At 57.3% G+C, this 23,095-nt stretch carries 25 protein-coding genes; 12 read left to right on the forward strand and 13 right to left on the reverse strand.

The window, feature by feature from the left end; translation table 11 throughout:
* Positions 1-138 precede the first annotated feature (138 nt).
* Positions 139-852: a DUF554 domain-containing protein gene (locus LDK53_RS15410; protein WP_045286745.1), complete on the reverse strand. Its 714-nt coding sequence runs from the start codon at positions 850-852 to the stop codon at positions 139-141.
* A 180-nt stretch (positions 853-1,032) separates the two neighbouring features.
* Between LDK53_RS15410 and LDK53_RS15415 the strand changes: the two genes are divergently transcribed.
* Positions 1,033-3,168 carry an ornithine decarboxylase gene (locus tag LDK53_RS15415; protein ID WP_225287520.1) on the forward strand — a complete coding sequence of 712 codons (2,136 nt, stop codon included), beginning with the start codon at positions 1,033-1,035 and terminating at the stop codon, positions 3,166-3,168.
* Positions 3,169-3,267: 99 nt separating this feature from the next.
* Here LDK53_RS15415 and LDK53_RS15420 read toward each other — a convergent pair whose 3' ends face one another.
* Both LDK53_RS15420 and LDK53_RS15425 read right to left on the reverse strand, forming a co-directional pair.
* The gene (locus tag LDK53_RS15420; protein ID WP_225287521.1) at positions 3,268-3,960 is read right to left on the reverse strand and encodes a response regulator; all 693 of its coding nucleotides are present in this window, start codon (positions 3,958-3,960) and stop codon (positions 3,268-3,270) included.
* A complete protein-coding gene (locus tag LDK53_RS15425) occupies positions 3,950-5,575 on the reverse strand; it encodes a sensor histidine kinase (RefSeq protein WP_225287522.1) in 1,626 nt (541 codons plus the stop codon). The genes LDK53_RS15420 and LDK53_RS15425 overlap by 11 nt, the downstream gene beginning before the upstream one ends.
* 345 nt (positions 5,576-5,920) lie before the next feature.
* Between LDK53_RS15425 and LDK53_RS15430 the strand changes: the two genes are divergently transcribed.
* The 8 genes from LDK53_RS15430 to citG are packed head-to-tail and all read left to right on the forward strand — an operon-like array spanning position 5,921 to position 13,232.
* Positions 5,921-7,282 carry a 2-hydroxycarboxylate transporter family protein gene (locus LDK53_RS15430; protein WP_115876255.1) on the forward strand — a complete coding sequence of 454 codons (1,362 nt, stop codon included), beginning with the start codon at positions 5,921-5,923 and terminating at the stop codon, positions 7,280-7,282.
* Positions 7,283-7,299: 17 nt separating this feature from the next.
* Positions 7,300-8,163 carry a fumarylacetoacetate hydrolase family protein gene (locus LDK53_RS15435; protein ID WP_225287523.1) on the forward strand — a complete coding sequence of 288 codons (864 nt, stop codon included), beginning with the start codon at positions 7,300-7,302 and terminating at the stop codon, positions 8,161-8,163.
* A 13-nt stretch (positions 8,164-8,176) separates the two neighbouring features.
* The gene (citC, locus tag LDK53_RS15440; protein WP_225287524.1) at positions 8,177-9,199 is read left to right on the forward strand and encodes a [citrate (pro-3S)-lyase] ligase; all 1,023 of its coding nucleotides are present in this window, start codon (positions 8,177-8,179) and stop codon (positions 9,197-9,199) included.
* 16 nt (positions 9,200-9,215) lie between these two features.
* Positions 9,216-9,509 carry a citrate lyase acyl carrier protein gene (gene citD, locus LDK53_RS15445; protein WP_025760234.1) on the forward strand — a complete coding sequence of 98 codons (294 nt, stop codon included), beginning with the start codon at positions 9,216-9,218 and terminating at the stop codon, positions 9,507-9,509.
* Positions 9,506-10,381, forward strand: coding sequence for a citrate (pro-3S)-lyase subunit beta (gene citE, locus LDK53_RS15450; protein ID WP_025760235.1), 876 nt, complete (start codon positions 9,506-9,508; stop codon positions 10,379-10,381). The genes citD and citE overlap by 4 nt, the downstream gene beginning before the upstream one ends.
* A 10-nt stretch (positions 10,382-10,391) precedes the next feature.
* A complete protein-coding gene (gene citF / locus LDK53_RS15455) occupies positions 10,392-11,915 on the forward strand; it encodes a citrate lyase subunit alpha (RefSeq protein WP_045286753.1) in 1,524 nt (507 codons plus the stop codon).
* Positions 11,912-12,451: a citrate lyase holo-[acyl-carrier protein] synthase gene (gene citX / locus LDK53_RS15460; RefSeq protein ID WP_059384937.1), complete on the forward strand. Its 540-nt coding sequence runs from the start codon at positions 11,912-11,914 to the stop codon at positions 12,449-12,451. The genes citF and citX overlap by 4 nt, the downstream gene beginning before the upstream one ends.
* Complete coding sequence (gene citG, locus LDK53_RS15465; protein ID WP_225287525.1) at positions 12,429-13,232, forward strand: triphosphoribosyl-dephospho-CoA synthase CitG; 804 nt, start codon at positions 12,429-12,431, stop codon at positions 13,230-13,232. The genes citX and citG overlap by 23 nt, the downstream gene beginning before the upstream one ends.
* An 82-nt stretch (positions 13,233-13,314) precedes the next feature.
* Here the strand turns inward: citG and LDK53_RS15470 are convergent, their stop codons facing one another.
* The 4 genes from LDK53_RS15470 to mutY form a co-directional block, all read right to left on the reverse strand.
* Positions 13,315-14,571 carry a nucleoside permease gene (locus LDK53_RS15470; protein ID WP_025760238.1) on the reverse strand — a complete coding sequence of 419 codons (1,257 nt, stop codon included), beginning with the start codon at positions 14,569-14,571 and terminating at the stop codon, positions 13,315-13,317.
* A 225-nt stretch (positions 14,572-14,796) separates the two neighbouring features.
* Positions 14,797-15,873, reverse strand: a complete 1,077-nt coding sequence (gene mltC, locus LDK53_RS15475) for a membrane-bound lytic murein transglycosylase MltC (protein ID WP_045286756.1) — start codon at positions 15,871-15,873, stop codon at positions 14,797-14,799.
* Positions 15,874-15,997: 124 nt separating this feature from the next.
* Positions 15,998-16,270 carry an oxidative damage protection protein gene (locus tag LDK53_RS15480; RefSeq protein WP_023309138.1) on the reverse strand — a complete coding sequence of 91 codons (273 nt, stop codon included), beginning with the start codon at positions 16,268-16,270 and terminating at the stop codon, positions 15,998-16,000.
* A gap of 25 nt (positions 16,271-16,295) precedes the next feature.
* Positions 16,296-17,348 (reverse strand): A/G-specific adenine glycosylase, encoded by a 1,053-nt coding sequence (gene mutY / locus LDK53_RS15485; RefSeq protein ID WP_225287526.1) that lies wholly within the window; start codon positions 17,346-17,348, stop codon positions 16,296-16,298.
* Positions 17,349-17,492: 144 nt separating this feature from the next.
* On the opposite strand from mutY, the gene trmB reads away from it, so the two are divergent.
* Genes trmB through LDK53_RS15500 form a run of 3 tightly spaced genes read left to right on the forward strand, consistent with a single transcriptional unit; the run spans position 17,493 to position 19,311 of the window.
* On the forward strand, positions 17,493-18,212 hold the full coding sequence (gene trmB / locus LDK53_RS15490) for a tRNA (guanosine(46)-N7)-methyltransferase TrmB (protein WP_025760376.1): 720 nt from the start codon (positions 17,493-17,495) through the stop codon (positions 18,210-18,212).
* Positions 18,212-18,538: a YggL family protein gene (locus tag LDK53_RS15495; RefSeq protein ID WP_003862421.1), complete on the forward strand. Its 327-nt coding sequence runs from the start codon at positions 18,212-18,214 to the stop codon at positions 18,536-18,538. Before trmB ends, LDK53_RS15495 begins: the two co-directional genes overlap by 1 nt.
* Before the next feature lie 56 nt (positions 18,539-18,594).
* Positions 18,595-19,311: a DUF2884 domain-containing protein gene (locus LDK53_RS15500; protein ID WP_025760375.1), complete on the forward strand. Its 717-nt coding sequence runs from the start codon at positions 18,595-18,597 to the stop codon at positions 19,309-19,311.
* A gap of 96 nt (positions 19,312-19,407) precedes the next feature.
* On the opposite strand, the gene LDK53_RS15505 is transcribed toward LDK53_RS15500, so the two are convergent.
* The 6 genes from LDK53_RS15505 to LDK53_RS15530 form a co-directional block, all read right to left on the reverse strand.
* The gene (locus LDK53_RS15505; RefSeq protein WP_225287527.1) at positions 19,408-19,770 is read right to left on the reverse strand and encodes an endonuclease domain-containing protein; all 363 of its coding nucleotides are present in this window, start codon (positions 19,768-19,770) and stop codon (positions 19,408-19,410) included.
* Positions 19,771-19,833: 63 nt separating this feature from the next.
* Positions 19,834-20,976 carry a radical SAM family heme chaperone HemW gene (gene hemW, locus LDK53_RS15510; protein WP_225287528.1) on the reverse strand — a complete coding sequence of 381 codons (1,143 nt, stop codon included), beginning with the start codon at positions 20,974-20,976 and terminating at the stop codon, positions 19,834-19,836.
* On the reverse strand, positions 20,969-21,562 hold the full coding sequence (locus LDK53_RS15515; RefSeq protein WP_047959435.1) for an XTP/dITP diphosphatase: 594 nt from the start codon (positions 21,560-21,562) through the stop codon (positions 20,969-20,971). Before LDK53_RS15515 ends, hemW begins: the two co-directional genes overlap by 8 nt.
* Before the next feature lie 3 nt (positions 21,563-21,565).
* Positions 21,566-21,862: a DUF167 family protein YggU gene (gene yggU, locus LDK53_RS15520; RefSeq protein WP_225287529.1), complete on the reverse strand. Its 297-nt coding sequence runs from the start codon at positions 21,860-21,862 to the stop codon at positions 21,566-21,568.
* The gene (locus LDK53_RS15525; RefSeq protein ID WP_013098667.1) at positions 21,859-22,425 is read right to left on the reverse strand and encodes a YggT family protein; all 567 of its coding nucleotides are present in this window, start codon (positions 22,423-22,425) and stop codon (positions 21,859-21,861) included. The genes yggU and LDK53_RS15525 overlap by 4 nt, the downstream gene beginning before the upstream one ends.
* Positions 22,426-22,446: 21 nt before the next feature.
* Positions 22,447-23,095 (reverse strand): YggS family pyridoxal phosphate-dependent enzyme (locus LDK53_RS15530; protein ID WP_225287530.1); only part of this gene is annotated, 649 nt, incomplete at its 5' end.

The raw sequence follows: 23,095 nt of genomic DNA on the forward strand, positions 1-23,095 counted from the left end.
GGGGATTTTCAATCCCCTGCTCTACCGACTGAGCTATCCGGGCAACGGGGCGCATTAAACCCGATCTGCCCTCTGTCGTCAACGAAAAATGTTGTTTTCGTTACAGACTGCGCAATCTCTCGCCATTTCGCCGCATCTTTAGGCGAAAAAGTGCGTCCAGAGCGCAGAGAGCGGCATGGCGAGCAGCAACGCGGGTAGCATGTTGACCACGGCAAACATCTTGATCCCGCAAATGCGCAAGCCTGTCGCCAGCAGCAGCAGGCCACCGACGGCGGTGAAGTCCGCCATCATCGCTGGCGTGGTCAGCGGGAGAATCAAGGTGGCGCAGGTGGCGAGCGCCAGCTGGATAAGCAGCATTGGGACGCAAATCGCCGCCACTGCGACGCCAAGGGTGGTGGCGAAAATGGTGGCGGTGAAGAAATCGAGAAACGCCTTCGCAATTAAGATGCTCGGATCACCGGTCATCCCTTCCTGCATCGAACCGAAAATCCCCGTGCCGCTGGCGCAAAACAGAATAATGATGGCGACATAGTTCTGAATAAAGGACTCATGCGTGCCGTGCTTCGCTTTGCCCGGCCGGGCAATCAGGTTTTTGGCTTTACTGACTGCACTGTTAATGCCTTTTTCCAGATAACAGAACTCACCAATGAGCGCGCCGAGCAGGGTGGCCAGCACCATCACGGGCAGATTGGCGCATTTGATGACTAATAGAATACCGATCCCTAGCGACGCCAGGCCGAATATGGAGGGCATTGAGGTGCGAATACGCTCCGGTAACCGCTGGCTCAGCACTGCGCCGAGTACGCCGCCCAGCAATACGGCGCCGGCGTTGATAAATGGCCCGATAACCACATCTGACTCCTGTTACTTACTCATTGGTATTGCATGATTATGACATGCTTCTGCTTTCCGGCCGTAAGCATTGGGTGATTAAATGCATAAGGATTGCTTGTTGCAGCTAAAAATAAAAGGTGACATTATTGCGCGAATTTTCTCCTCCTGTCTCACCGTTCGGTGAGGGTAACTGCGCTTATGAAAACCATGAAAATCGCCGTCAGCCGCGAGCTGCTCTCTACTGTGTCTACGCACCGCGAAAAGGTGACGCTGGATAACACGGATTTCACCGATGTGGCCGCCGTCGTCCTGACGACGACAGACAGTCGCAGCGGCATTCTTGCGCTACTGAAACGCACGGGATTTCAGCTGCCGGTGTTCATTTTCTCGCAGGAGCCCACGGAAGCGCCCGACGGCGCCCGTGCGGTCATCTCGGGTAAAGCTCAGGAGTTTCTGGAGCTGGAGACCGCAGCCAGCCGTTACGAAGAGACGCTATTGCCGCCGTTTTTCGACACCCTGAGCCAGTATGTTGAGATGGGCAACAGCACCTTTGCCTGTCCGGGCCACCAGCACGGCGCCTTTTTCAAAAAACACCCGGCCGGGCGGCAGTTCTATGATTTCTTCGGTGAGAACGTCTTCCGCGCCGACATGTGCAATGCCGATGTGAAGCTGGGCGATCTGCTGATCCACGAAGGGTCCGCCAAGCATGCACAAAAGTTTGCGGCAAAAGTGTTCAACGCGGATAAAACCTACTTTGTGCTGAACGGTACGTCGGCGGCCAACAAGGTGGTGACTAACGCACTGCTCACCCGTGGCGATCTGGCGCTGTTTGACCGTAACAACCATAAATCCAACCACCACGGGGCGCTGATCCAGGCGGGCGCCACGCCGGTGTATCTTGAGGCCGCGCGTAACCCGTTTGGCTTTATTGGCGGAATTGACGAGCACTGCTTTGACGAGGCGTATCTCCGGGAGCTGATCCGCGAGACTGCGCCGGAAAAGGCCGACGAGGCGCGGCCGTTCCGACTGGCGATCATTCAGCTTGGCACCTACGACGGGACGATCTACAACGCCCGTCAGGTGATCGACAAGATCGGTCATCTGTGCGATTACATTCTCTTTGACTCCGCCTGGGTGGGCTACGAGCAGTTTATTCCGATGATGGCGGAGACGTCCCCGCTGTTGCTGGAACTGAACGAGAACGATCCCGGCATCTTTGTGACCCAGTCGGTGCATAAACAGCAGGCCGGGTTCTCGCAAACGTCGCAGATCCATAAAAAAGATAACCACATCCGCGGTCAGGCGCGTTTCTGCCCGCACAAGCGTCTTAACAATGCGTTTATGCTGCATGCTTCCACCAGCCCGTTCTATCCGCTGTTCGCGGCGCTGGATGTGAACGCGAAAATCCACGAAGGGGAAAGCGGGCGCAGGCTGTGGGCGGAGTGCGTTGAGCTGGGCATTGAGGCGCGTAAGGCGATCATTGCCAATTGCCATATGATCAAACCGTTTATCCCACCGGTGGTGGCAGGGCGGCCGTGGCAGGATCATCCCACGCGCGCCATCGCCAGCGAGCTTCGCTTCTTCAGCTTCGAGCCCGGTGCTAAATGGCACGGGTTTGAGGGCTATGCCCGCGAGCAGTACTTTGTCGACCCGTGCAAGCTGCTGCTGACCACGCCGGGCATTGATGCCGAAACGGGGGAGTACACGGATTTCGGTATTCCGGCGACGATTCTGGCGCACTATCTGCGTGAAAACGGCATTGTGCCGGAGAAGTGCGACCTTAACTCGATCCTGTTCCTGCTGACGCCTGCTGAAAGCAGCGAGAAGCTGGCTCAGCTGGTGGCGATGCTGGGGCAGTTTGAACAGCATATTGAAGACGATACGCCGCTGGCGGACGTGCTGCCGACTATCTTCCAGAAATACCCGGTGCGCTACCGGGACTATACGCTCCGCCAGTTATGTCAGGAGATGCACGATCTCTACGTCAGCTTTGACGTGAAAGATCTGCAGAAGGCGATGTTCCGCAAGGAGAGCCTGCCGGAGGTGGTGATGAACCCGCAGGACGCCAATCAGGCGTATATTCGCGGGAACGTGGAGCTGGTGCGTATTCGGGATGCTGAGGGGCGGATCGCTGCTGAAGGGGCGCTGCCTTATCCGCCGGGCGTGCTGTGCGTGGTGCCGGGTGAAGTCTGGGGCGGGGCGGTGCAGCGTTACTTCCTGGCGCTGGAGGAGGGCATCAACCTGCTGCCGGGCTTCTCGCCGGAGCTGCAGGGGGTCTACAGCGAGAAGGATGCCGACGGGATTAAGCGGCTGTATGGGTATGTATTGAAGTAGGGCCCCTCACCCTAACCCTCTCCCCAAAGGGGAGAGGGAATTGCACGGAGCCGTCTTTTCACCCTCGCCCCTTTGGGGAGAGGGCCGGGGTGAGGGGAGTTAAACCGCACTACGCTTGTACATCCTCCTCGGATGCCCAATCTTGCCGTACAGCATCTCCACCGTCAGAAAACCCGCCTCCACGCAATGCTCCAGATAGCGTCGGGTGGTGGTTTTACTCAGCCCCGTCTCGCTCACCACCTCATCCACGGTAAAGCAGTGCGTTGACCGGGCGTTAAACAGCGACTGCACCCGCGCCAGCGTATTTTCCTCAATGCCTTTGCTGCCGTTGTCCTGACGGTAGTTTTTCGCCTGTAGCTGATAGAGCGAATCGACGTTCTGCTGGTCGACAATCTTCCAGACGCGCTGCTGTTCGGCAAACTGCACAAACCGCTCCAGCGACTGTCTGAGCCGCTTCCAGGAGACCGGTTTAAGAATATAGTCGAACGCGCCGTTGCGGATCGCCTGGCTGCAGGTGTCCATATCGCTGGCGGCCGTAATAAAAATCACCGAGCAGTTGGCGCGCGCCAGCATGGGGTCAGTGATAAGCGAGATCCCTTTGCCGTCAGGCAGATAGTTATCCAGCAGCACCAGCTGCGGCTGTTTGCTTTCAAGCTCAGCCTGGGCCGCAACCAGCGACGAGGCAATGCCCACCAGCCTCAGACGCGGATGCTTACCTATCAGCTCCGCGTGCAGCTGCGCCAGCTCGTTCTCGTCTTCAACAATCAGTACGTCGATAAGTTCATGTTGCATAGTCGGTGTCTTCCAGTTGCCGGGCGGCTACAGTCGCAGGGATAAACAGTGAGAAAATGGCGCCGCGCGGCGTGTTATCGGCAACTTCAATTGTGCCGCCTGCCTGTGTGACATAGCTTTCAATCAGATACAGGCCAATCCCATGATCGCCGCGTGTCTTGGTGGTGATGCCGCGCTCAAAGATCCTGTCACGGATCGCAGGGGTAATGCCAACCCCCTGGTCGGCCACTTCAACGATCAGCTCCTGTTCGCTGAGTTTGATCAGCACCTCCACCGGCGCGTGGGGAAGCGGCGACCGTTGCGTCGCTTCGATGGCGTTATCCAGCAGGTTGCCAATAATCGAAATCAGCTCTTGTTCCCCCAGCGGCAGGAACGGTTTGTCCAGCCGACAGGCCGGGTCGAAACTGAGCTCGACCCCTTTCTCCCGCGCGCGGGCGGCTTTCCCCAACAGCAGGCCGCACAGCGTCGGGGAACTGAAGCGCGACGAGATAAAGTCCAGCAACTCCTGGGCATGTTCCGATTGCGCCTGAATGTAGCCAATGGCCTCCTCATAGCGGCCCATATGCAGCAGGCCGGAAAGGGTAGTCATCCGGTTTAACTGTTCGTGGCGCATGATGCGCAGATTATCGACATAGCGTTTGACCTGGCTGAGCTGGGCGCTCAGCGAGTCGATCTCGTTGCGATCGCGGAAGGTGATCACCCAGCCCTGCAGCGCCCCCTCAAGCATGATGTGTACCCGGCTGGCAATAACCGTGAGGTCGTTAAAACGGCAAATCTCGTCATGGGTATCTTTCGCCAGCATAGTTTGCGTGTCGAAGAACGGCACCGGCTCAATCACCTGGCTTATCAGCTGCCCGCGCAGTTCCCGGGCCGGCTGGCTCAGACCCAGCAGCTTGCGCGCCGCCTGGTTGATCACCTCTATGCGTCGTTCGTTATCAATGGCGATTACGCCTTCGTAGATGGACTCCATCATCGCCTTCTGCTGGCGCACCAGCAGACCGATCTCTCGCGGCTCGAGGGAGAAGATCTGCTTCTTAATGCTGCGGGTAAAGAACCAGGAGAAGACAAAGAGGGCGATCAGCAGCAGCACGGCGGCAATCAGGATATTGACTACCTTACTGACGGTAATGGTATCCAGATAGCTGGTGAGATAGCCTACCGAAACAATACCGACCACCTGTCCGGCATTGTTAAAGATGGGAGCTTTACTGCGCAGCGAAATGCCCAGCCCGCCTTTGCGGATCGTGGTGATACTTTTCCCCTGTAAAACGGCTTCATTGTCACCGCCGACCAGCGTGGTCCCCACTCTGTCGGCAAAGACGGAATGAAAGAGGTGCAGCCCCTTATTATCACCAATCACAATAAAGCTGGCGTCACTGAGCGCAGAAATCTTCTGCATAAAATCATGAATGGCGTTGATATTCTTTTGTTCAACTTCATCACGTAATGTCGGAATAAGTGCTATCTCTTCAGCCTGTATTTTGGCGCGCGCGCTCATTTCCTGATAAAGCTGTTTACCAACATCGACATAATAATATCCGCCCAGTAAGGTAAAAAGTACTGAGAAAAAGGCAACCAGCGAAATAAACAGCTTAATCTGGAAAGAGACTTTCATAACTATCACGCGAGGTAGCGACAAAGATGGCCAATATATCATCTTTTTTCGTGCGGATGCCCGCTTTGCCGAAAACTTGTGATCCCTTGCACAGCAGGGGCTGTAAAAGCTTTGTCCTGAAGGAGGACTGACTTCAGGCTGCCGCAATAAATGTTATTTGTTTGTTCAATTCGGAAAAGAAACCATAAAAACCACGGGAATAAATACGGTATAAATCACAGTAAATAAAAGAAACCATTAAAACCATAGCGGCCATTAAAACTTCGCTTTTAATATGCCTTTCCTCACATAAAGTAAGCCTTTGTGACTCTAAGCTGAACGCACAAAATAACCAAGGGGCTTATTATGAGCACAACTGACGATTCTTTCTCTGTTACCCACGACCCGATTGAAATTCAGCGACCTTCGCTCAAAGAGCGCTGGTGGCATATTATGGATACCTGGAAAATTGGGATTATTCCTCTGCCGTTGTTCGTTCTGGCGGGTGCGCTGATTGCGATTGATTGCCTGGGCGGAAAATTGCCGAGTGATATCGTGGTGATGGTGGCGACGCTGGCCTTCTTCGGCTTTGCCTGCGGTGAGTTTGGCAAACGTCTGCCAATTGTCGGCAAGCTCGGCGCGGCGGCGATTTGCGCCACCTTTATCCCTTCCGCGCTGGTCTACTACGGCCTGCTGCCGGACGTGGTGGTCGAGTCCACCACTAAGTTCTACAAATCCACCAACATTCTCTACCTCTACATCTGCTGCATCATCGTTGGCAGCATCATGAGCATGAACCGCACGGTGCTGATTCAGGGCTTCCTGCGCATCTTCTTCCCGATGCTGTGCGGCGAAATCGTCGGCATGCTGGTGGGGATGGGCGTCGGTCTGGCGCTGGGTCTTGAGCCGTTCCAGATCTTCTTCTTCATCATTCTGCCGATTATGGCGGGCGGCGTAGGAGAAGGGGCGATCCCGCTATCCATCGGCTATGCCACCCTGCTGCATATGGACCAGGGCGTTGCGCTCGGACGCGTGCTGCCGATGGTGATGCTCGGCGGTCTGACGGCAATCATTATCTCCGGGTGCCTGAACCAGCTCGGCAAACGCTATCCGCACCTGACCGGTGAAGGCCAGCTGATGCCGAACCGCGCGAATGCGGATGCCACCGTCTCTCAGCCCGCGTTCTCCGGTAAAGCGGACGTGACCACTATCGCCTCCGGCGCGCTGCTGGCGGTGCTGCTCTACATGCTGGGCATGCTCGGCCACAAGCTGATTGGCCTGCCTGCGCCAGTGGGCATGCTGTTTATGGCGGTGCTGGTGAAGCTCTGCAACGGCGCTTCTCCACGTCTGCTGGAAGGCTCGCAGGTGGTGTACAAGTTCTTCCAGACCTCCGTGACCTACCCGATTCTCTTTGCCGTTGGCGTGGCCATCACCCCGTGGCATGAACTGGTGGCGGCCTTCACGCTGACCAACCTGCTGGTGATCATCAGCACCGTCTCCGCGCTGGTGGCGACCGGGTTCTTCGTCGGCAAAAAGATTGGTATGCACCCGATTGATGTCGCCATCGTCTCCTGCTGCCAGAGCGGCCAGGGCGGAACCGGCGACGTGGCGATCCTGACCGCAGGCAACCGCATGAGCCTGATGCCGTTCGCCCAGATTGCTACCCGAATTGGCGGCGCGATTAACGTCTCTGTCTCACTGCTGATTCTGGGCAACTTCCTCGTTTAAGTTTTCAGGAAAGAACAATGAAACTCGCAAGCTTTTTATACCAGGGAAAACGCAGCTACGGCATCGTGCAGGCCGACGGCGTGATTGATTTAGGTCGCCGTCTGGGCGACCGCTACAGCGACCTTAAAGCGCTGCTGCAGGGCAACGGGCTGGCACAGGCCACCCGTTACCTGAACGACGCAGTGGACGTGCCGATGAGCGCCATCACCTTCTTACCGGTGATTGAGCAGCCGGAAAAAATCCTCTGCGTGGGCATGAACTATGCCGACAAGCGCAAGGAGTTTGACCAGCACAACCCGGCTCCAACGCTGTTTGTCCGCTTCCCGGATTCCCAGACCGGCCACAACGAGCCGGTGCTGAAGCCGCGCCACTCCAGCGAATTCGACTACGAAGGCGAGCTGGCGGTGATCATCGGTAAAGGCGGGGAGAATATCCGCCGCGACGACGCCCTGCGCCACGTGGCGGGCTACAGCTGCTACATGGACGGTTCCGCCCGCGACTGGCAGCACACCTGGTTTACCGCCGGTAAAAACTGGCGCAAAACCGGCGCGTTTGGCCCGTGGATGGCGACGGCGGATGAGATCCCGGACCCGCACCAGCTTGCGATCCGCACCTGGCTGAACGGTCGCATGGTGCAGGAAGACAATACCAGCAGCATGATCCACAAAGTCGCCGAGCTTATCGAGTACATCAGCACCTTTACCCGCTTAAGCCCGGGTGACGTGATCATCACCGGATCCCCGGGCGGAGTGGGTAAAAAGCGTAACCCGCCGCTGTTTATGAAAGAGGGCGATCGCATTGAGGTGGAGATCGAGCATATCGGTCATCTGAGTAACGTGATCGTGGAAGCGCCAGCCGTCGGGCTCGCGGCAACACACTGAGTAAGGCGGTAACATGCACTCGCAACCCATCGATTTTCGCCACACGCTGGTGGCGAAGCACCCGGAACGCTTAAGCCAGATCCGTTACCTGCTGGCGGACAGCGGCCTGGGCCTGGACAACGACATTACGCTGTTTGTCGAAGCCTGGTCCGGCCCGCAGCTGGTGGGTTGCGCAGGGCTTGCCGCCAACGTCATCAAATGCGTGGCGGTCAACGAGCAGCTTCGCGGCGAGAACCTCAGCGCACGGCTGCTGGCGGAGGTGCAAAATGCGGCGCTGGAGCGCGGCCATTTTCACCTCTTCCTCTGCACCCGTCCGTGCAACAAGGCGCGTTTTGCCCGCAGCGGTTTCTGGCCGATTGCCGAGAGCGGGAACAACGCGGTACTGATGGAGAACACCCCGCAGGGGATTGAGCGTTATTGCCGTTCTCTGCGCGCGAACCGCAAGAGCGGGGAGAAAATTGGCGCCATTGTGATGAACGCCAATCCATTCACCCTCGGCCACCGCCATCTGGTGGAGCAGGCGGCGATGCAGTGTGACGCCCTGCATCTGTTCGTGGTGCGTGAAGATGCCTCGTTTTTCCCGTTCAGCGCACGTCTTGAGATGGTGCGCGCGGGCGTGGCGCATCTGCCGAACGTGGTGGTACATGAAGGCTCGCAGTACATCATCTCCCGCGCCACGTTTCCGGCCTACTTCCTGAAGGAGACCGGCAAAGTGCAGCAGGCGTGGAGCGAAATCGATGTGCTGATCTTCCGGGATTTCATTGCCCCGGCATTGGGCATCACGCACCGCTTCATCGGCTCGGAGCCGTTTTGCGACATCACCCGCCAGTACAACCAGACGCTGCACGACCTGCTGGCCTCGTATATCGAGGTGGTGGAAATGCCGCGCATCAAGGCCACCGGCAACGCCATTTCAGCGTCCGAAGTGCGCCGCTTACTGAAGACACAGCAGTTTTCCCGGATCCGGGAGATAGTCCCGGACTCCACCTTCGCGCACCTCGAAACACACTATCGGGCGAGTGCGGAAGTCGCTTAACTACCAGGAATTTATCATGAAAATTGTAAGGGAGGCGCTGGCCGGAACGCAGGAGTCCAGCGACCTGATGGTGAAAATCGCTCCTGCTCACGGCGAGCTGGAGGTAGTCATCCACAGCGAAGTGATTAAGCAGTTTGGCGAGCAAATTCGCCAGGTGGTCAACGACACATTGCGCGCCATGAACGTGCACCAGGGACTCATCATTATTGAAGACAAAGGGGCGCTGGACTGTGTGATCCGCGCCCGCCTGCAGAGCGCACTGCTGCGTGCCGCCGATGAACAGGCCATCAACTGGGGGGCGCTGAAATGAGCAAACTCCGCCGCAGTATGCTGTTCCTCCCGGGTGCCAACGCCGCCATGCTCTCCACCGCGTTTATCTACCGCCCGGACTCCATCATGTTTGATCTGGAAGACGCCGTTGCCCTGCGCGAGAAAGACACCGCACGCATGCTGGTGTTTCATGCGCTGCAGCATCCGATGTATCAGGATATCGAAACCGTGGTGCGCATTAACCCGCTGAGCACGCCGTTTGGCCTGCTGGATCTGGAGGCCGCCGTACGGGCCGGCGTGGACGTGATCCGTCTGCCGAAAACCGATACGCCGGATGACATCTATGAGCTGGAAGGCCACCTGGTGCGCATTGAGCAAGAATGTGGTCGCGAGGTGGGTTCTACCCGCGTGATGGCGGCGATTGAATCGGCCGTTGGCGTGATTAACGCCGTGGCGATTGCCCGCAGCTCGCCGCGCTTAATCGGCATCGCGCTGGCCGCCTTTGACTATGTCATGGACATGCAGACCGAACGCGGCGACGGCACCGAGCTGTTCTACGCCCGTTGTGCCGTGCTGCACGCCGCGCGTGCCGCAGGCATCGACGCCTTCGACGTGGTGTGGTCAGACGTTAACGACGAGGCCGGGTTCCTGCGCGAGGTCGATCTGATCCGCAAGATGGGCTTTAACGGTAAATCGCTGATCAACCCGCGCCAGATCGATCTCCTGCATAACGCCTATGCCCCGACCCAGGAAGAGGTGGATCACGCCAAAAGGGTGATTGAAGCGGCAGAAGAGGGCGAGCGTAACGGCCTGGGCGTGGTGTCGCTCAACGGCAAAATGGTGGATGCACCAATTATTAACCACGCGCAGGTGGTGCTGGAGCGCGCGGCGGCCTCCGGCGTGCGTCGGTAAGGATGAGATAATGAATCAGACTGAACTTCTCCATGTTAATTTTCCCCATCTGCGGGACTTAAAACCGTTTGATACCGCCCACAGCGCGACGCCGTGGCTGGCGGACAGCGACGCGAAGCACAACCGCAAACTGTGCGCCTCTGTCGAAGAGGCGGTTAAGCGCTGCGGTCTGCAGGACGGGATGACCATCTCCTTCCACCACGCGTTTCGTGAAGGCGACCGGGTGATTAACACTGTAGTGGCGCTGCTGGCGCGGATGGGCTTCAAAAACCTGACCCTGGCCTCCAGCTCGCTGATGACCTGCAACGACGCGCTGATCGAACACATTGAAAGCGGGGTGATCACCCGGATTTACACATCCGGGATGCGCGGCAGGCTGGCAGAAGCCATCTCCCACGGGCTGATGGACGAGCCGGTGCAAATTCATTCCCACGGCGGGCGGGTGAAGCTGCTCCAGGACGGCGAGCTGAATATCGACGTGGCGTTTCTCGGCGTGCCGTGCAGCGATGAATTTGGCAACGCCAACGGCACGCACGGCAAATCCTGCTGCGGCTCGCTGGGCTACGCGATGGTGGATGCGCACTTTGCCCGTAAGGTGGTGCTGCTGACCGAAGCGCTGGTGCCATTCCCCAATATGCCCGCCAGCCTGGTGCAGGACCAGGTGGACTACATCGTGCAGGTTGAGAGCGTGGGCGATCCGGCGAAAATCAGCGTCGGCGCGGCGCGCGTCACCAGCAACCCGCGCGAGCTGATGATTGCCCGCTATGCGGCGGACGTCATTGAGCACTCCGGCTACTTTAAACCGGGCTTCTCGATGCAGACCGGCTCCGGCGCGGCGGCCACCGCCTGCACCCGCTTTATGGAAGAGAAGATGGAGCGCAGCGGCGTGAAGGCGCGCTTTGCGCTCGGCGGCATCACCGGCAGCCTGGTGGATTTGCATGAAAAGGGGCTTATTGAAAAGCTGCTCGATACCCAGTGCTTTGACGGCCAGGCGGCGGCCTCGCTGGCGCGCAACCCGAACCACGTGGAGATCTCCACCAACGTCTACGCCAACCCCGGCAGTAAGGCGGCAAGCTGCGATCAGCTTGACGTGGTGATCCTCAGCGCCCTGGAAATTGACGTCGATTTCAACGTCAACGTCATCACCGGCTCTGACGGCGTAATGCGCGGCGCGTCCGGCGGACACTGCGACGTGGCCGCCGCGGCGAACCTGACCATCGTCGTTGCCCCCCTGCTGCGTAGTCGCATTCCGACGGTAGTGAAGCGGGTTACCACGCGCCTCACGCCGGGGGAGAGCATTGACGTGCTGGTCACCGATCACGGTATCGCGGTCAACCCGGCGCGCCCGGAGATCCGCGAGCGCCTGCTGGAAGCGGGGCTCAAGGTTGTGGACATCACTGCGCTGTACGAGCGGGCGATTTCCCTGACTGGCGTACCCAAACCAATCGCGTTTACCGACAAAATCGTCGGAGTGATCCGCTACCGCGACGGCAGCGTGATCGACACCGTGCGACAGGTGAAGGAGGACGTATGATTTCAGCGACACCCGTGCGGACGGGGGTCAGCCTGGACGAACTGCTGGCGGCGAAAGAGCGCCGCGCAGGGCGTCAGGCTGACATGCTTGAGCACTATCAACAACCGGTCATTTCCCTCACCCTGGTGACGCCAGGGGAGGCCAAAGACAGCCTGCGCTATCGCAACACCATGGGCGTGGCGCTGCAGATGTGCGACCAGCTGCTGTGGGAAAACCGCTGGCAGGTGCTGGACCGCCAGGTACTGTGGCTCCCTACCGGGCCGGAAGCCCTGTGGTGCGTGGCCCATCCGGCGGCAGAAATCAAAGCGCACTGTGCGGAACTGGAGCAGACGCATCCGCTCGGCAGGCTGTGGGATCTGGATGTGATCTGCCCTCAGCACGGCCACGTCGGGCGACAGTCGCTGGGGACGAATCTCCGACGCTGTCTGATCTGCGACGAGCCGGCGCATGCCTGTTCCCGTTCGCGCGCGCATCCAGTGGAGCAGGTTGTGGCTCGCGTGGAGAAGATGATCGATGACTGGTTTGCTCGCGACTAAACTGCGCCCGGCTGACGTGCCCGCGCTTGCCGAAGCGGCGTTGTGGCAGGAGCTGGAGCTGACGCCCAAGCCGGGTCTGGTAGACAAACTCAATAACGGCGCCCATCGCGATATGGACCACGCGCTGTTTGTCCGCAGCATTGCGGCGATTACGCCGTGGTTTTCGCGCTTTGCTGAACTGGGCAGCGCGCATGCCGATAAACCCGCTGACGAACAGTTACGGGTTCTCCGCCCGATGGGGATGGCCTGCGAGCAGGCGATGTATGCCGCAACGAACGGGGTGAACACCCACAAAGGCGGTATTTTTGCCCTTGGTTTACTGTGCTTTGCTGCCGGGCGTGTGAAAAGGGTCTCCGCAGACAGCCTCTGCTGTGAGGTGAGTAACCTCTGCAGCGGGCTGGTGTCGCGGGAGCTGGCCGCACGCAGCGGGCAGGCGACGGCGGGCGAGCGGCAGTATCAGCTGTATGGCTTAACCGGCGCGCGCGGAGAGGCCGAAAGCGGTTTTGCTACGGTGCGTAAGGCGCTGGCGCAGTGGAACGGATATTCACTTCACGACCTGCTGTTACGCCTGATGTCCGTCAATCAGGACAGTAATCTGGTGTCGCGCGGCGGCATTGAGGGGCTGCGCTACGTTCAGGGTTATGCGCGGAAACTGCTGGCTGACGGCTGGGACCGTGAGGCGTTGCTCAGAATGGATAACGCATTGATTGAACGGAACCTGAGTCCCGGAGGCAGCGCGGATTTACTGTCGGTGGGGTGGGTGCTTGCTGCAATAAAATAGCCGGGTGGCGGCTTCGCCTTACCCGGCTTACGAACGGTGCTTTTGTAGGCCCGGTAAGCCTTAGCGCCACCGGGCACAACAATCAATGCGCGACTGGCTGCGCACCATTCGGCACGCGAACGTGTTTGTACTTGAACAGCACGATAAACGCGAAGAACAGCACCAGTGAGTACGCGGCGAAGATCAGCCACACCGGCTGCCAGTTGGTGATGCCGTTGGTGGTGTACATCTCAACCACTTTGCCGCTCACCACGCCGCCCAGAATACAGCCGAAGCCGTTGGTCATCATCAGGAACATACCCTGTGCACTGGCGCGGATTTCAGGTTTCACCTCTTTTTCCACAAACACGGAACCCGAGATGTTGAAGAAGTCGAAGGCGCAGCCGTAAACAATCATCGACAGAACCAGCAGCACGGTGCCGAACGGGCTTGGGTCGCCATAGGCGAAGAGACCGAAGCGCAACATCCATGCCGCGATACTGATCAGCATGACGTTCTTGATGCCGTAGCGGCTCAGGAAGAACGGAATGGTCAGGATGAACAGCGTTTCAGAGATCTGCGAGATGGACATCATCACCGACGCATGTTCAACGATAAAGCTGCCGGAGAACAGCGGGTTGTTATCGAAGCTGTGCAGGAAGGTGTTGCCGAACATGTTGGTGATCTGCAGTTCCGCGCCCAGCAGCATGGAGAAGATAAAGAAGATCGCCATGCGTTTGTTTTTAAACAGCGCGAAGGCGTCCAGGCCGAGCATGGTGCTCCAGCTCTGGTTTTTCTGCTGGTTAGAGACCGGAATGGTTGGCAGCGTCAGGGTGAACAGCGCCAGCAGCACGGAGAGTGCGGCGCCGATGTAAAGCTGCATATGGCTCAGTTCGAAGCCCGCGAAGCTCACGCCCCACATCGCCATGATAAAGCCGATAGTGCCCCAGATACGGATTGGCGGGAAATCGGTCACGATATCCATATCCGCGGATTTCAGGCGATAGTAGGAGATGGTGTTGATCAGCCCAAGCGTTGGCATGTAGGCCAGCGAGTTAAGCAGGATCACCATGAACATCGCCCCCGGCGTGGTCACCTGGGCTGCCATAAACAGCGTCCCCGCGCCCACCAGGTGGCAAAGCATGTACAGCCATTTGGCACTCAGCCATTTATCCGCCACGATCCCCAGCAGCGTTGGCATGAAGACCGCCGCAATACCGAGCGAACTGTATACGGCACCGATTGACGCACCATCGAACTTGAGCGTCACAAACATATAGGAGCCGAGTGTAGTCAGCCAGCTACCCCACAGGCAGAACTGCAGAAACGACAATATTTTAAGCTGCAGCTTAAGGTTCATGTTACTTTCCTCACAAGTGAGCGGGAGATATGTTGTTATAAGAACATTCAGGGTTGTTATTTGATGCAATTCTATCAGTTGGCAACGATATGTTTTGTTACCTCCCGCAAAAAAATGCAATCCACATTAATTTGCAGTTTGGATTGTGATGCAAATAACATTTTCGTATGGGTGAGGGTGTTCAGTCCCCTCTCCCCTTTTGGGAGAGGGTTAGGGTGAGGGGGGCTAGCGACGACGGTAGTTCTTCTGCGCCGTATTCACTTTATACAGATAACGACGGGATTCCGCGGACGGATGGCGGGTGGTCAGGGTTGCGTAGACATCTCCCGGCGCCATGCTGTTGATGATGTTTGCGGCCTGCACTTTGTCATTCGAGAAGACACGTAGCACGCTGCCCGCACCGCCGTTATAGGCGGTGATCACCGCGTAGCGGCGCGAGGTCGGGTTATCAATCCCGCCCAGGTAGACATTGTTCAGCATCGCCAGATAGGCGGTGCCGGTATCAATGTTGCTCTGCGGATCGAACAGATAGCTGCGGCTCGGCGTTCCGGATTTCCCCTGCGCGCGGAATACGTCTTTACCGGCGCTGTGCTGTACAACCTGCATCAGCCCCAGGGCGTCGGAACGGCTCACCGCGTACGGGTTAAACGATGATTCGGTCTGCATAATCGCCAGGATCAGCGACTCATCCACGCCGTACTTGCGTGAGGCCTGACGCACCATGCCTAAGTACTTATGCGCACGCTTGTCGAGGTGGTTCGGAACAAGGTTGATGGTGACGCTATAGATAATCTTCAGGCCGTTCGAGCGGCTTTTCAGGCGCGTCTGCAGCAGGTAGTCGGCAAATTTCGTGGCGCGGCCTTCCCAGCGAATGGGCTGGCCGGTCTGATCGACGACCTGACCGTACAGGAACGGCTCTTTGGATATCGTGATGTCGTCGGCATCGGAGTAGAGATCGATTGAGCCCGGATCGTCACCCATCAGCAGGGTTTTGATGATTGCCTGACGGAGCCGAGCGGCAGGGTCTGTGCCGGCAATGGTTTCAATCGTGATCGTACCCTCATCAAAGTTGATGTGGCTACGGGTCAGATAGGCGTCGGTGTACTTAACGTAGTCCTTAGGTCCGGCAATAAGAACTTCGTTAAATCCCCATATATTCTCGATGTTATGGGCAAACTGCCCCATCAAAATATCAAAACCGTTGGTGTCCTTGATCCAGGCTTCGTTGTACTCATCACCTTTTTTTGACGAACACGAGACAAGCAACGGCGCAACAAGGGCTAGCGCTAAAAGTTTTTTCATCATTCCGGGAGTGCGTGTTGTGTTTGCTTAGTCGTTGCTTTCGCCGGGTGGCGCTGCGCTTACCCGGCCTACGAAACCGTAGGCCCGTGCAAGCGAAGCGCCGCCGGGCAACAGCCGCTCGATATTATTTTTCCGGTGGCGTATAGCCTTCGATGTGCACGTCTTTACCTTCGAACAGGAAGCTCACCATCTCCTGCTCCAGCAGTTTGCGGTGTTCCGGGTTCATCATGCTGAGTTTCTTCTCGTTGATCAGCATGGTCTGCTTTTTCTGCCACTGCCCCCAGGCTTCTTTGGAAATCTCGTTATAAATGCGTTTACCCAGGTCGCCCGGATAAAGCTGGAAATCCTGGCCTTCAGCGTCACGCTGCAGGAAAGTACAAAAAATCGTTCTGGCCATACTCATTCCTCTTTTTTAGCCGATGCTAAACCATTGCACCGGCACGTAATTGCTGTAACAGGCGCTCCACGGGAGCCGCCAGCCCGACTGATGGCGGTTGCGCTAAGTTATACCAGAGAGCGGTGCCTTCATCCATGCACGAGGCGTAGGAGGACACGGGAAGCCACATCGGCACAATATCCAGATGGAAATGGCTGAAGGTGTGGCGAAACGCGGTCAGCTGCGTCAGGTTATCGGCAGCAATCCCGCGCTTTTTAAGCCATTCACGCAGCAAGTCTTCATCTTCAAACTGTGGGAAGCAGTATAGACCACCCCACAGACCGCTCGGTGGACGTTGGGCCAGGAACACCTCATCGCCGCGCTGCATCAGCAGCATATAGCCGGTGCGTTCCGGCAGCGTCTGTTTGGGTTTTTTACCGGGATACTGCGCCCACGACTGGTTGGCGTACGCCACGCAGAGATTATTCACCGGGCAGAGTTCGCATTTTGGCTTTGAGCGCGTGCAGACCATCGCGCCAAGATCCATCATCGCCTGGTTGAAACGCTCGACGCCGTTTGCCGGGGTGACCTCTTCACTTATTTCCCAAAGACGTTTTTCAACATCCTTCTTCCCCGGCCAGCCGTCGACGGCATAGCAGCGTGCCAGCACGCGCTTCACGTTGCCGTCGAGGATCGGAAAATGCTTGCCTAAAGAGAGGGAGAGAATGGCGCCGGCGGTTGAACGTCCGACGCCGGGTAAATCCGCTACCTCGTCAAAGGTTTCCGGGAAGCGCCCGTTGTGGCGCGTCGCGACCTGCTGTGCCGCTTTGTGCAGGTTACGCGCGCGGGCGTAGTAGCCAAGCCCGGTCCACAGGTGCAGCACCTCGTCCAGCGGAGCGTTAGCCAGATCGGTCACCGTCGGGAAGCGCGCCATAAAACGCTCAAAGTAAGGAATCACCGTCGCGACCTGCGTTTGTTGCAACATCACTTCGGAGAGCCATACTTTGTAAGGCGTTTTTTCAATTTGCCAGGGCAGGGTTTTACGCCCGTATTTGTCGTACCAGTCCAGCACCTGGGCTGAAAATTGAGAGGCTTGCATGGTCATCGATTCGTATAATCAGGGACGCCGATTGCAGCACAGCGTCAATCTGCTGTAAACCGGATCTTTCCCATGCTTGCATAGAAGCCTTAACTTTGGATAATGCCCGTTTCCCGAACATTCTCACAAGCAGACAACTCTTTTATGAAAAACGACGTCATTTCACCGGAATTTGATGAAAACGGTCGCCCGCTGCGCCGTATTCGCAGCTTTGTCCGCCGTCAGGGTCGCCTGACGAAAGGGCAGCAACATGCGCTGGACAACTACTGGCCGGTGATGGGCGTTGAGTTCAGCGAGCAGCCTCTGGATTTTAGCGAGCTGTTTGGCCGCGACGCGCCGGTAACTCTGGAAATTGGTTTCGGTATGGGCGCCTCGCTGGTGACCATGGCCAAAGCCCGCCCGGAGCAGAACTTCCTCGGCATTGAAGTGCACTCCCCGGGCGTGGGCGCGTGTCTGGCTACGGCCCATGAAGAGGGCGTTGAGAACCTGCGCGTGATGTGTCATGACGCGGTGGAAGTGCTGCACAAAATGATTCCTGACAATTCTTTAACCATGGTTCAGCTCTTTTTCCCTGACCCGTGGCACAAAGCACGTCATAATAAACGCCGTATCGTTCAGGCGCCGTTTGCTGAGCTGGTAAAAAGTAAGCTCAAGCTGGGCGGTGTCTTCCATATGGCGACCGACTGGGAACCTTATGCGGAACATATGCTGGAAGTGATGTCATCGCTGGATGGTTACAAAAACCAGTCGGCGAGCAACGACTATGTACCGCGTCCGGAATCGCGTCCGGTAACGAAATTTGAACAGCGTGGCCATCGTCTTGGTCACGGTGTATGGGACTTAATGTTCGAGAGGGTGAAATAATGGCAAAGAATCGTAGCCGTCGTCTGCGTAAAAAGATGCACATCGAAGAATTCCAGGAAGTGGGCTTCTCCGTTGCCTGGCGTTTCCCGGAAGGCACCAGCGTTGAGCAGATCGATCAGGACGTTGATGCGTTCATCAACGAGGTGATCGAGCCAAACAAACTGGCCTTCGATGGTAGCGGCTATCTGGCGTGGGAAGGTCTGATCTGCACCCAGGAAGTGGGTAAATGCACCGAAGAACATCAGGCCCTGGTACGTAAATGGCTTGAAGACCACAAGCTGGAAGATGTTCGCGTCAGCGAACTTTTCGACGTTTGGTGGGACTAATAAAGTAGTAAAGGGCCAGCATTAGCTGGCCCATTTTGTCTGAGGGAGTGTTTAAGATGCGCAAAACGTTGCTGGCTGCTGCTTTGATGGCAACCGGATTCACCGCCCATGCGGAGTATAAATGTAGCGTCACCCCGCGTGATGACGTGGTGTTAAGCCCGCAAACCGTGCAGGTCAAAGGCGAGAACGGCAATCTGGTGATTACGCCGGAAGGTAACGTCACCTTTAACGGCAAACAGTACAACCTGACTGCTGCACAGCGTGAGCAGGCGAAAGACTACCAGGCCGATTTGCGTACCGCGCTGCCATGGATTAACGAAGGCGCGCTGACGCGCGTTGAGAAAAGCCGCGTGGCGCTGGATAAGATCATCACCAAAGAGGTGGGGGAGAGCAGCAATATGCGCACCCGTCTGACGAAGCTCGATAAGCAGCTGAAAGAGCAGATGAACCGGATTATCGAAACGCGTACCGACGGCCTGACGTTCCACTACAAGGCGATTGATCAGGTCCGCGCTGACGGGCAACAGCTGGTGAACCAGGCGATGGGCGGTATCCTGCAGGACAGCATCAACGAGATGGGTGCCAAAGCGGTACTGAAAGGCGGCGGTAATCCGCTTCAGGGCGTGCTGGGCAGTCTGGGCGGCCTACAGACCTCCATTCAGAACGAGTGGAAGAACCAGGAAGATGATTTCCAGAAGTTCGGCAAAGACGTGTGTAAACGCGTGGTATCGCTGGAAGATAGCCGGAAGGCGCTGGTGGGGACGTTAAAGTAATTCACCCCTCACCCTAACCCTCTCCCCAAAGGGGCGAGGGAATGGTTTGCTCCCTCTCCCTTTCAGGGCGAGGGAATGGTTTGCTCCCTCTCCCTTTCAGGGAGAGGGCCGGGGTGAGGGTTGCAGCGTTTTCAGTGTCTCAAGGATCTTTTCTAACACCGCCTCTTCGTTACTACAAAGTTCGTTGTTCCAGAATCGAATGACATACCAGCCTTTTTGATTTAGCCAGGCTGTTCTTTGGCAATCATATTCCAGATTTTCAGCATGCTGTCCGCCATCCAGTTCAATAGCCAGCCGCGCAGCGCAACAGGCGAAATCCAGTATGTAGTTTCCTACCGGATGCTGTCGGCGAAATTTATAATTTTCGAAACGGCGGCTGCGCAGTAGATACCACAGCCGTCTCTCTTCCTTTGTCAGCTCACGTCGGAGCTGCTTTGCGTATGCGCGAGTAATGCCCATCCCCACACTCTGCCAGCCTTTCCCTCAGCCGGCAGCGCGGGATGTAAAATCCTGAATCAGCCTTCAGGATCCTTCGGCGAGGAACAGCTCGAGAAGGGAGTTTAAGAACAGTTTGCCGTGCTCGGTGATCTGCCAGTATTCCTCACATTCCGTGAGATACCCCTGCGCCAGCGCTTCGTCAATCTGTGGACGAATCACTGACTCCGGCAGCCCGGTATAACGCGCAAACTCCGCACGCGGTGCGGCTTCCAGCAGGCGGAAGCGGTTCATAAAGAACTCAAACGGTTTATCCACCGCCTCGACATCATGCTGACGTTCCAGGTAACGGCCTTCCATATAGCCACGCGGGTGGCGGGTCTTCGCCGTGCGCAGAATACGCCCGTCCGGGAAAGTCACTTTACCGTGCGCGCCGCAGCCAATCCCCAGATAGTCGCCAAACCGCCAGTAGTTCAGGTTGTGCTGACACTGATAGCCCGGCTTCGCATAGGCGGACGTTTCATACTGCTGATAGCCTGCGGCAGTCAAAAGCCTGTGGCCCTGCTCGAAGATATCCCACAGGGCGTCGTCATCCGGCAGCACTGGCGGGCGTGAACCAAACAGCGTGTTGGGCTCGATGGTGAGCTGGTACCACGAAAGGTGTGGCGGGTTCAGTTCAATCGCCTGGCGCAGGTCGTCCAGCGCCTCGTCCAGCGACTGGTCCGGCAGGCCGTGCATCAAATCCAGGTTGAAGCTGCGAAGATTAAGCCCCGTCGCCAGCGTTGCCGCACGCTTCGCCTCTTCCGGGCCGTGAATGCGCCCCAGGCGTTTCAGTTTCGGCTCGCTGAAGCTCTGCACACCGATGGAGATGCGGTTCACGCCTGCACGCTGATACTCGACAAAACGGTCGGCCTCAACGGTGCCGGGGTTGGCTTCCATCGTAATTTCAGCATCCGCTGCCAGGTTCAGGCGCGCACGCACGCCGTCCAGCAGCGTTTGCATCGCCGGGCCTGACAGCAGGCTCGGCGTACCGCCACCAATGAAAATGGTCTTAACTTCACGTCCCTGTGCGTACGCGACATCGGCGTCCAGATCGGCCAGCAGATGCGCAACGTAGTCATCGTGCGGCACTTCGCCCTTCAGCGCGTGCGAGTTGAAATCACAGTACGGGCATTTCTGCACGCACCACGGGATGTGAATATAAAGACTCAGAGGTGGCAGATTAGCCATTACGCAGTGCTTCCAGTAACAGTTTCAGGGCGCGTCCGCGGTGGGAAATCGCGCTTTTCTCTTCGCGGGTCAGTTCCGCAGCGGTCTTGCCCTCGGACGGGACAAAGAAAATAGGGTCGTAGCCAAAACCGCCGTTACCTGCCGCTTCGCGGGTAATCACTCCCGGCCAGCTGCCGTGGCAGACGATGGGGGTCGGGTCTTCCGCATGACGCATATAGACCAGCACGCAGTGGAACTGCGCGGTACGCTGCTCGTCCGGCACGTCTTTCAGCGCGACAAGCAGCTTTTCCAGATTCTGCTGGTCGGTGGCGTCCACGCCGGAATAGCGTGCAGAGTAGATCCCCGGCGCGCCGCCGAGAAAATCAACCGCCAGTCCGGAGTCGTCAGCGATTGCGGGCAGGCCCGTAATCTGTGCGGCATGGCGTGCTTTCAGGATCGCGTTTTCAATAAACGTCAGCCCCGTCTCGTCGGCGGAATCCACGCCGAGCTCGGTCTGGGCGACCACATCCAGCCCAAAATCATGTAATAGCGAGGCCAGCTCGCGCACTTTACCGGCATTACCGGTCGCGAGAACAACTTTCTGCATGGTTTAGTCCTGTTCTGTCAAAGCCGCGACTTCCGTCGGGATAGATTGCGGGTTGAGGATTTTTACCTGTTTATGCCGCCCCAGTTCGCCTTTTTCAAGGATGACCTGGCTTTTAGCCACGCGAAACTGTTTTGCCAGATATTTGGTCAGATGCGCGTTCGCCTGGCCGTCAACGGGCGGGGCAGTGATGGCGACTTTTAACTCGTCGCCATGCAGTCCAATAATAGTGTCACGGCTGGCTTTCGGCTGAATATACAGCCGTAAAACCAGCCCGTCAGCGCAGGTGCTTACTGCACTCATAGCGCCATCCACAGCCCCGGCAGCAGCATATCTCCCGTGGACTGTAACAGCTCGGCGATCCCCATGTTGACCACATAAAGCAGCAGAACGAGGATCATCGGCGAAAAATCGATACCGCCCATAGACGGAAGCAGGTTACGGATCGGACGCAGCAGCGGTTCGGCCAGCTGAATCAAGGCGTACTCCACCGGGCTACGACCCTGGCTGACCCAGCTCATGATGGCCATCACCAGCAGCACCCAGAAGATCAGCAGACCGATGGTTTTAATCAGGATCAGGACGGCTGCAATCCAGATGATCGGCTGGAAGGTAATGACCATAAACAGCACGATTGCTTTGATAACGCTCAGAATAAACGCCACCAGCAAAGACGCGCTGTCGATGGGACCCATTGCCGGGATAATACGGCGCAGCGGTCCGACAACAGGTTGCGTGATTTTCACGACAAACTGCGAGAACGGGTTGTAAAAATCACAGCGGGCCCACTGCATCCAGACGCGCAGCAAAAGCGCCATCGTATACAGCTCAATGACCGTTGAGAGCAGGAAAGTCAACGTCTTCATGGCGTTCCTCAGGTTTCCTTATTATTGGGTGTAGTCGCGCGCACCGAAAATGGCTGTACCGATGCGCACCATAGTGCTGCCTGCCGCGATGGCGGCTTCCATATCATCCGACATGCCCAGAGAAAGCGTGTCTACCGTGTCATAGCGCGCTTTAAGCGCCTCAAATGCTACAGCCATTTGCTGTGCCACGGCAAACTGCCTTTCATAACTTGACTCAGGGGCTGGAATGGCCATTAGCCCGCGTAGGGTTAAGCGCGGCAGGGCGGCCACCTCTGCCGCCAGCGCATCTACTTCACTGAGCGTAATGCCGGACTTGCTGTTTTCATCGCTGATGTTGACCTGAATCAGCACGTTAAGCGCAGGCAACTCTGCCGGACGCTGGTCATTCAGGCGGGTCGCAATGCGCAGACGGTCTATGGTGTGGCACCAGTCGAAGTGTTCTGCCACCAGACGGCTTTTGTTCGACTGCAGGGGACCAATAAAGTGCCACTGCAGAGACGTATTCCCCTGTTGCTGGAAGTAGCGAATTTTATCCACGCCTTCCTGAACGTAGTTTTCACCAAACGCTTGCTGGCCTGCATCAATGGCTTCTGCGATGGCGCTCGCAGGCTTCGTTTTGCTGACTGCAAGTAACGTAATTTCTTCTGAAGCACGGCCGCAACGCGTTGCG

It is taken from the genome of Enterobacter sp. K16B (assembly GCF_020216105.1).
Classification (GTDB): domain Bacteria; phylum Pseudomonadota; class Gammaproteobacteria; order Enterobacterales; family Enterobacteriaceae; genus Enterobacter; species Enterobacter sichuanensis.

Bases quoted from the DNA above. Each gene is read 5' to 3' on its own strand.
- LDK53_RS15425 (WP_225287522.1), bottom strand. From the start codon at position 5,575: ATGAAAGTCTCTTTCCAGATTAAGCTGTTTATTTCGCTGGTTGCCTTT.
- citF (WP_045286753.1), top strand. From the start codon at position 10,392: ATGAATCAGACTGAACTTCTCCATGTTAATTTTCCCCATCTGCGGGAC.
- yggU (WP_225287529.1), bottom strand. From the start codon at position 21,862: ATGAGTGCAGTAAGCACCTGCGCTGACGGGCTGGTTTTACGGCTGTAT.
- LDK53_RS15430 (WP_115876255.1), top strand. From the start codon at position 5,921: ATGAGCACAACTGACGATTCTTTCTCTGTTACCCACGACCCGATTGAA.
- citC (WP_225287524.1), top strand. From the start codon at position 8,177: ATGCACTCGCAACCCATCGATTTTCGCCACACGCTGGTGGCGAAGCAC.
- citX (WP_059384937.1), top strand. From the start codon at position 11,912: ATGATTTCAGCGACACCCGTGCGGACGGGGGTCAGCCTGGACGAACTG.
- citD (WP_025760234.1), top strand. From the start codon at position 9,216: ATGAAAATTGTAAGGGAGGCGCTGGCCGGAACGCAGGAGTCCAGCGAC.
- LDK53_RS15495 (WP_003862421.1), top strand. From the start codon at position 18,212: ATGGCAAAGAATCGTAGCCGTCGTCTGCGTAAAAAGATGCACATCGAA.
- LDK53_RS15515 (WP_047959435.1), bottom strand. From the start codon at position 21,562: ATGCAGAAAGTTGTTCTCGCGACCGGTAATGCCGGTAAAGTGCGCGAG.
- citE (WP_025760235.1), top strand. From the start codon at position 9,506: ATGAGCAAACTCCGCCGCAGTATGCTGTTCCTCCCGGGTGCCAACGCC.
- LDK53_RS15435 (WP_225287523.1), top strand. From the start codon at position 7,300: ATGAAACTCGCAAGCTTTTTATACCAGGGAAAACGCAGCTACGGCATC.
- LDK53_RS15500 (WP_025760375.1), top strand. From the start codon at position 18,595: ATGCGCAAAACGTTGCTGGCTGCTGCTTTGATGGCAACCGGATTCACC.
- LDK53_RS15525 (WP_013098667.1), bottom strand. From the start codon at position 22,425: ATGAAGACGTTGACTTTCCTGCTCTCAACGGTCATTGAGCTGTATACG.
- hemW (WP_225287528.1), bottom strand. From the start codon at position 20,976: ATGGCTAATCTGCCACCTCTGAGTCTTTATATTCACATCCCGTGGTGC.
- trmB (WP_025760376.1), top strand. From the start codon at position 17,493: ATGAAAAACGACGTCATTTCACCGGAATTTGATGAAAACGGTCGCCCG.
- mutY (WP_225287526.1), bottom strand. From the start codon at position 17,348: ATGCAAGCCTCTCAATTTTCAGCCCAGGTGCTGGACTGGTACGACAAA.
- LDK53_RS15480 (WP_023309138.1), bottom strand. From the start codon at position 16,270: ATGGCCAGAACGATTTTTTGTACTTTCCTGCAGCGTGACGCTGAAGGC.
- LDK53_RS15470 (WP_025760238.1), bottom strand. From the start codon at position 14,571: ATGAACCTTAAGCTGCAGCTTAAAATATTGTCGTTTCTGCAGTTCTGC.
- mltC (WP_045286756.1), bottom strand. From the start codon at position 15,873: ATGAAAAAACTTTTAGCGCTAGCCCTTGTTGCGCCGTTGCTTGTCTCG.
- LDK53_RS15505 (WP_225287527.1), bottom strand. From the start codon at position 19,770: ATGGGCATTACTCGCGCATACGCAAAGCAGCTCCGACGTGAGCTGACA.
- LDK53_RS15415 (WP_225287520.1), top strand. From the start codon at position 1,033: ATGAAAACCATGAAAATCGCCGTCAGCCGCGAGCTGCTCTCTACTGTG.
- LDK53_RS15420 (WP_225287521.1), bottom strand. From the start codon at position 3,960: ATGCAACATGAACTTATCGACGTACTGATTGTTGAAGACGAGAACGAG.
- citG (WP_225287525.1), top strand. From the start codon at position 12,429: ATGACTGGTTTGCTCGCGACTAAACTGCGCCCGGCTGACGTGCCCGCG.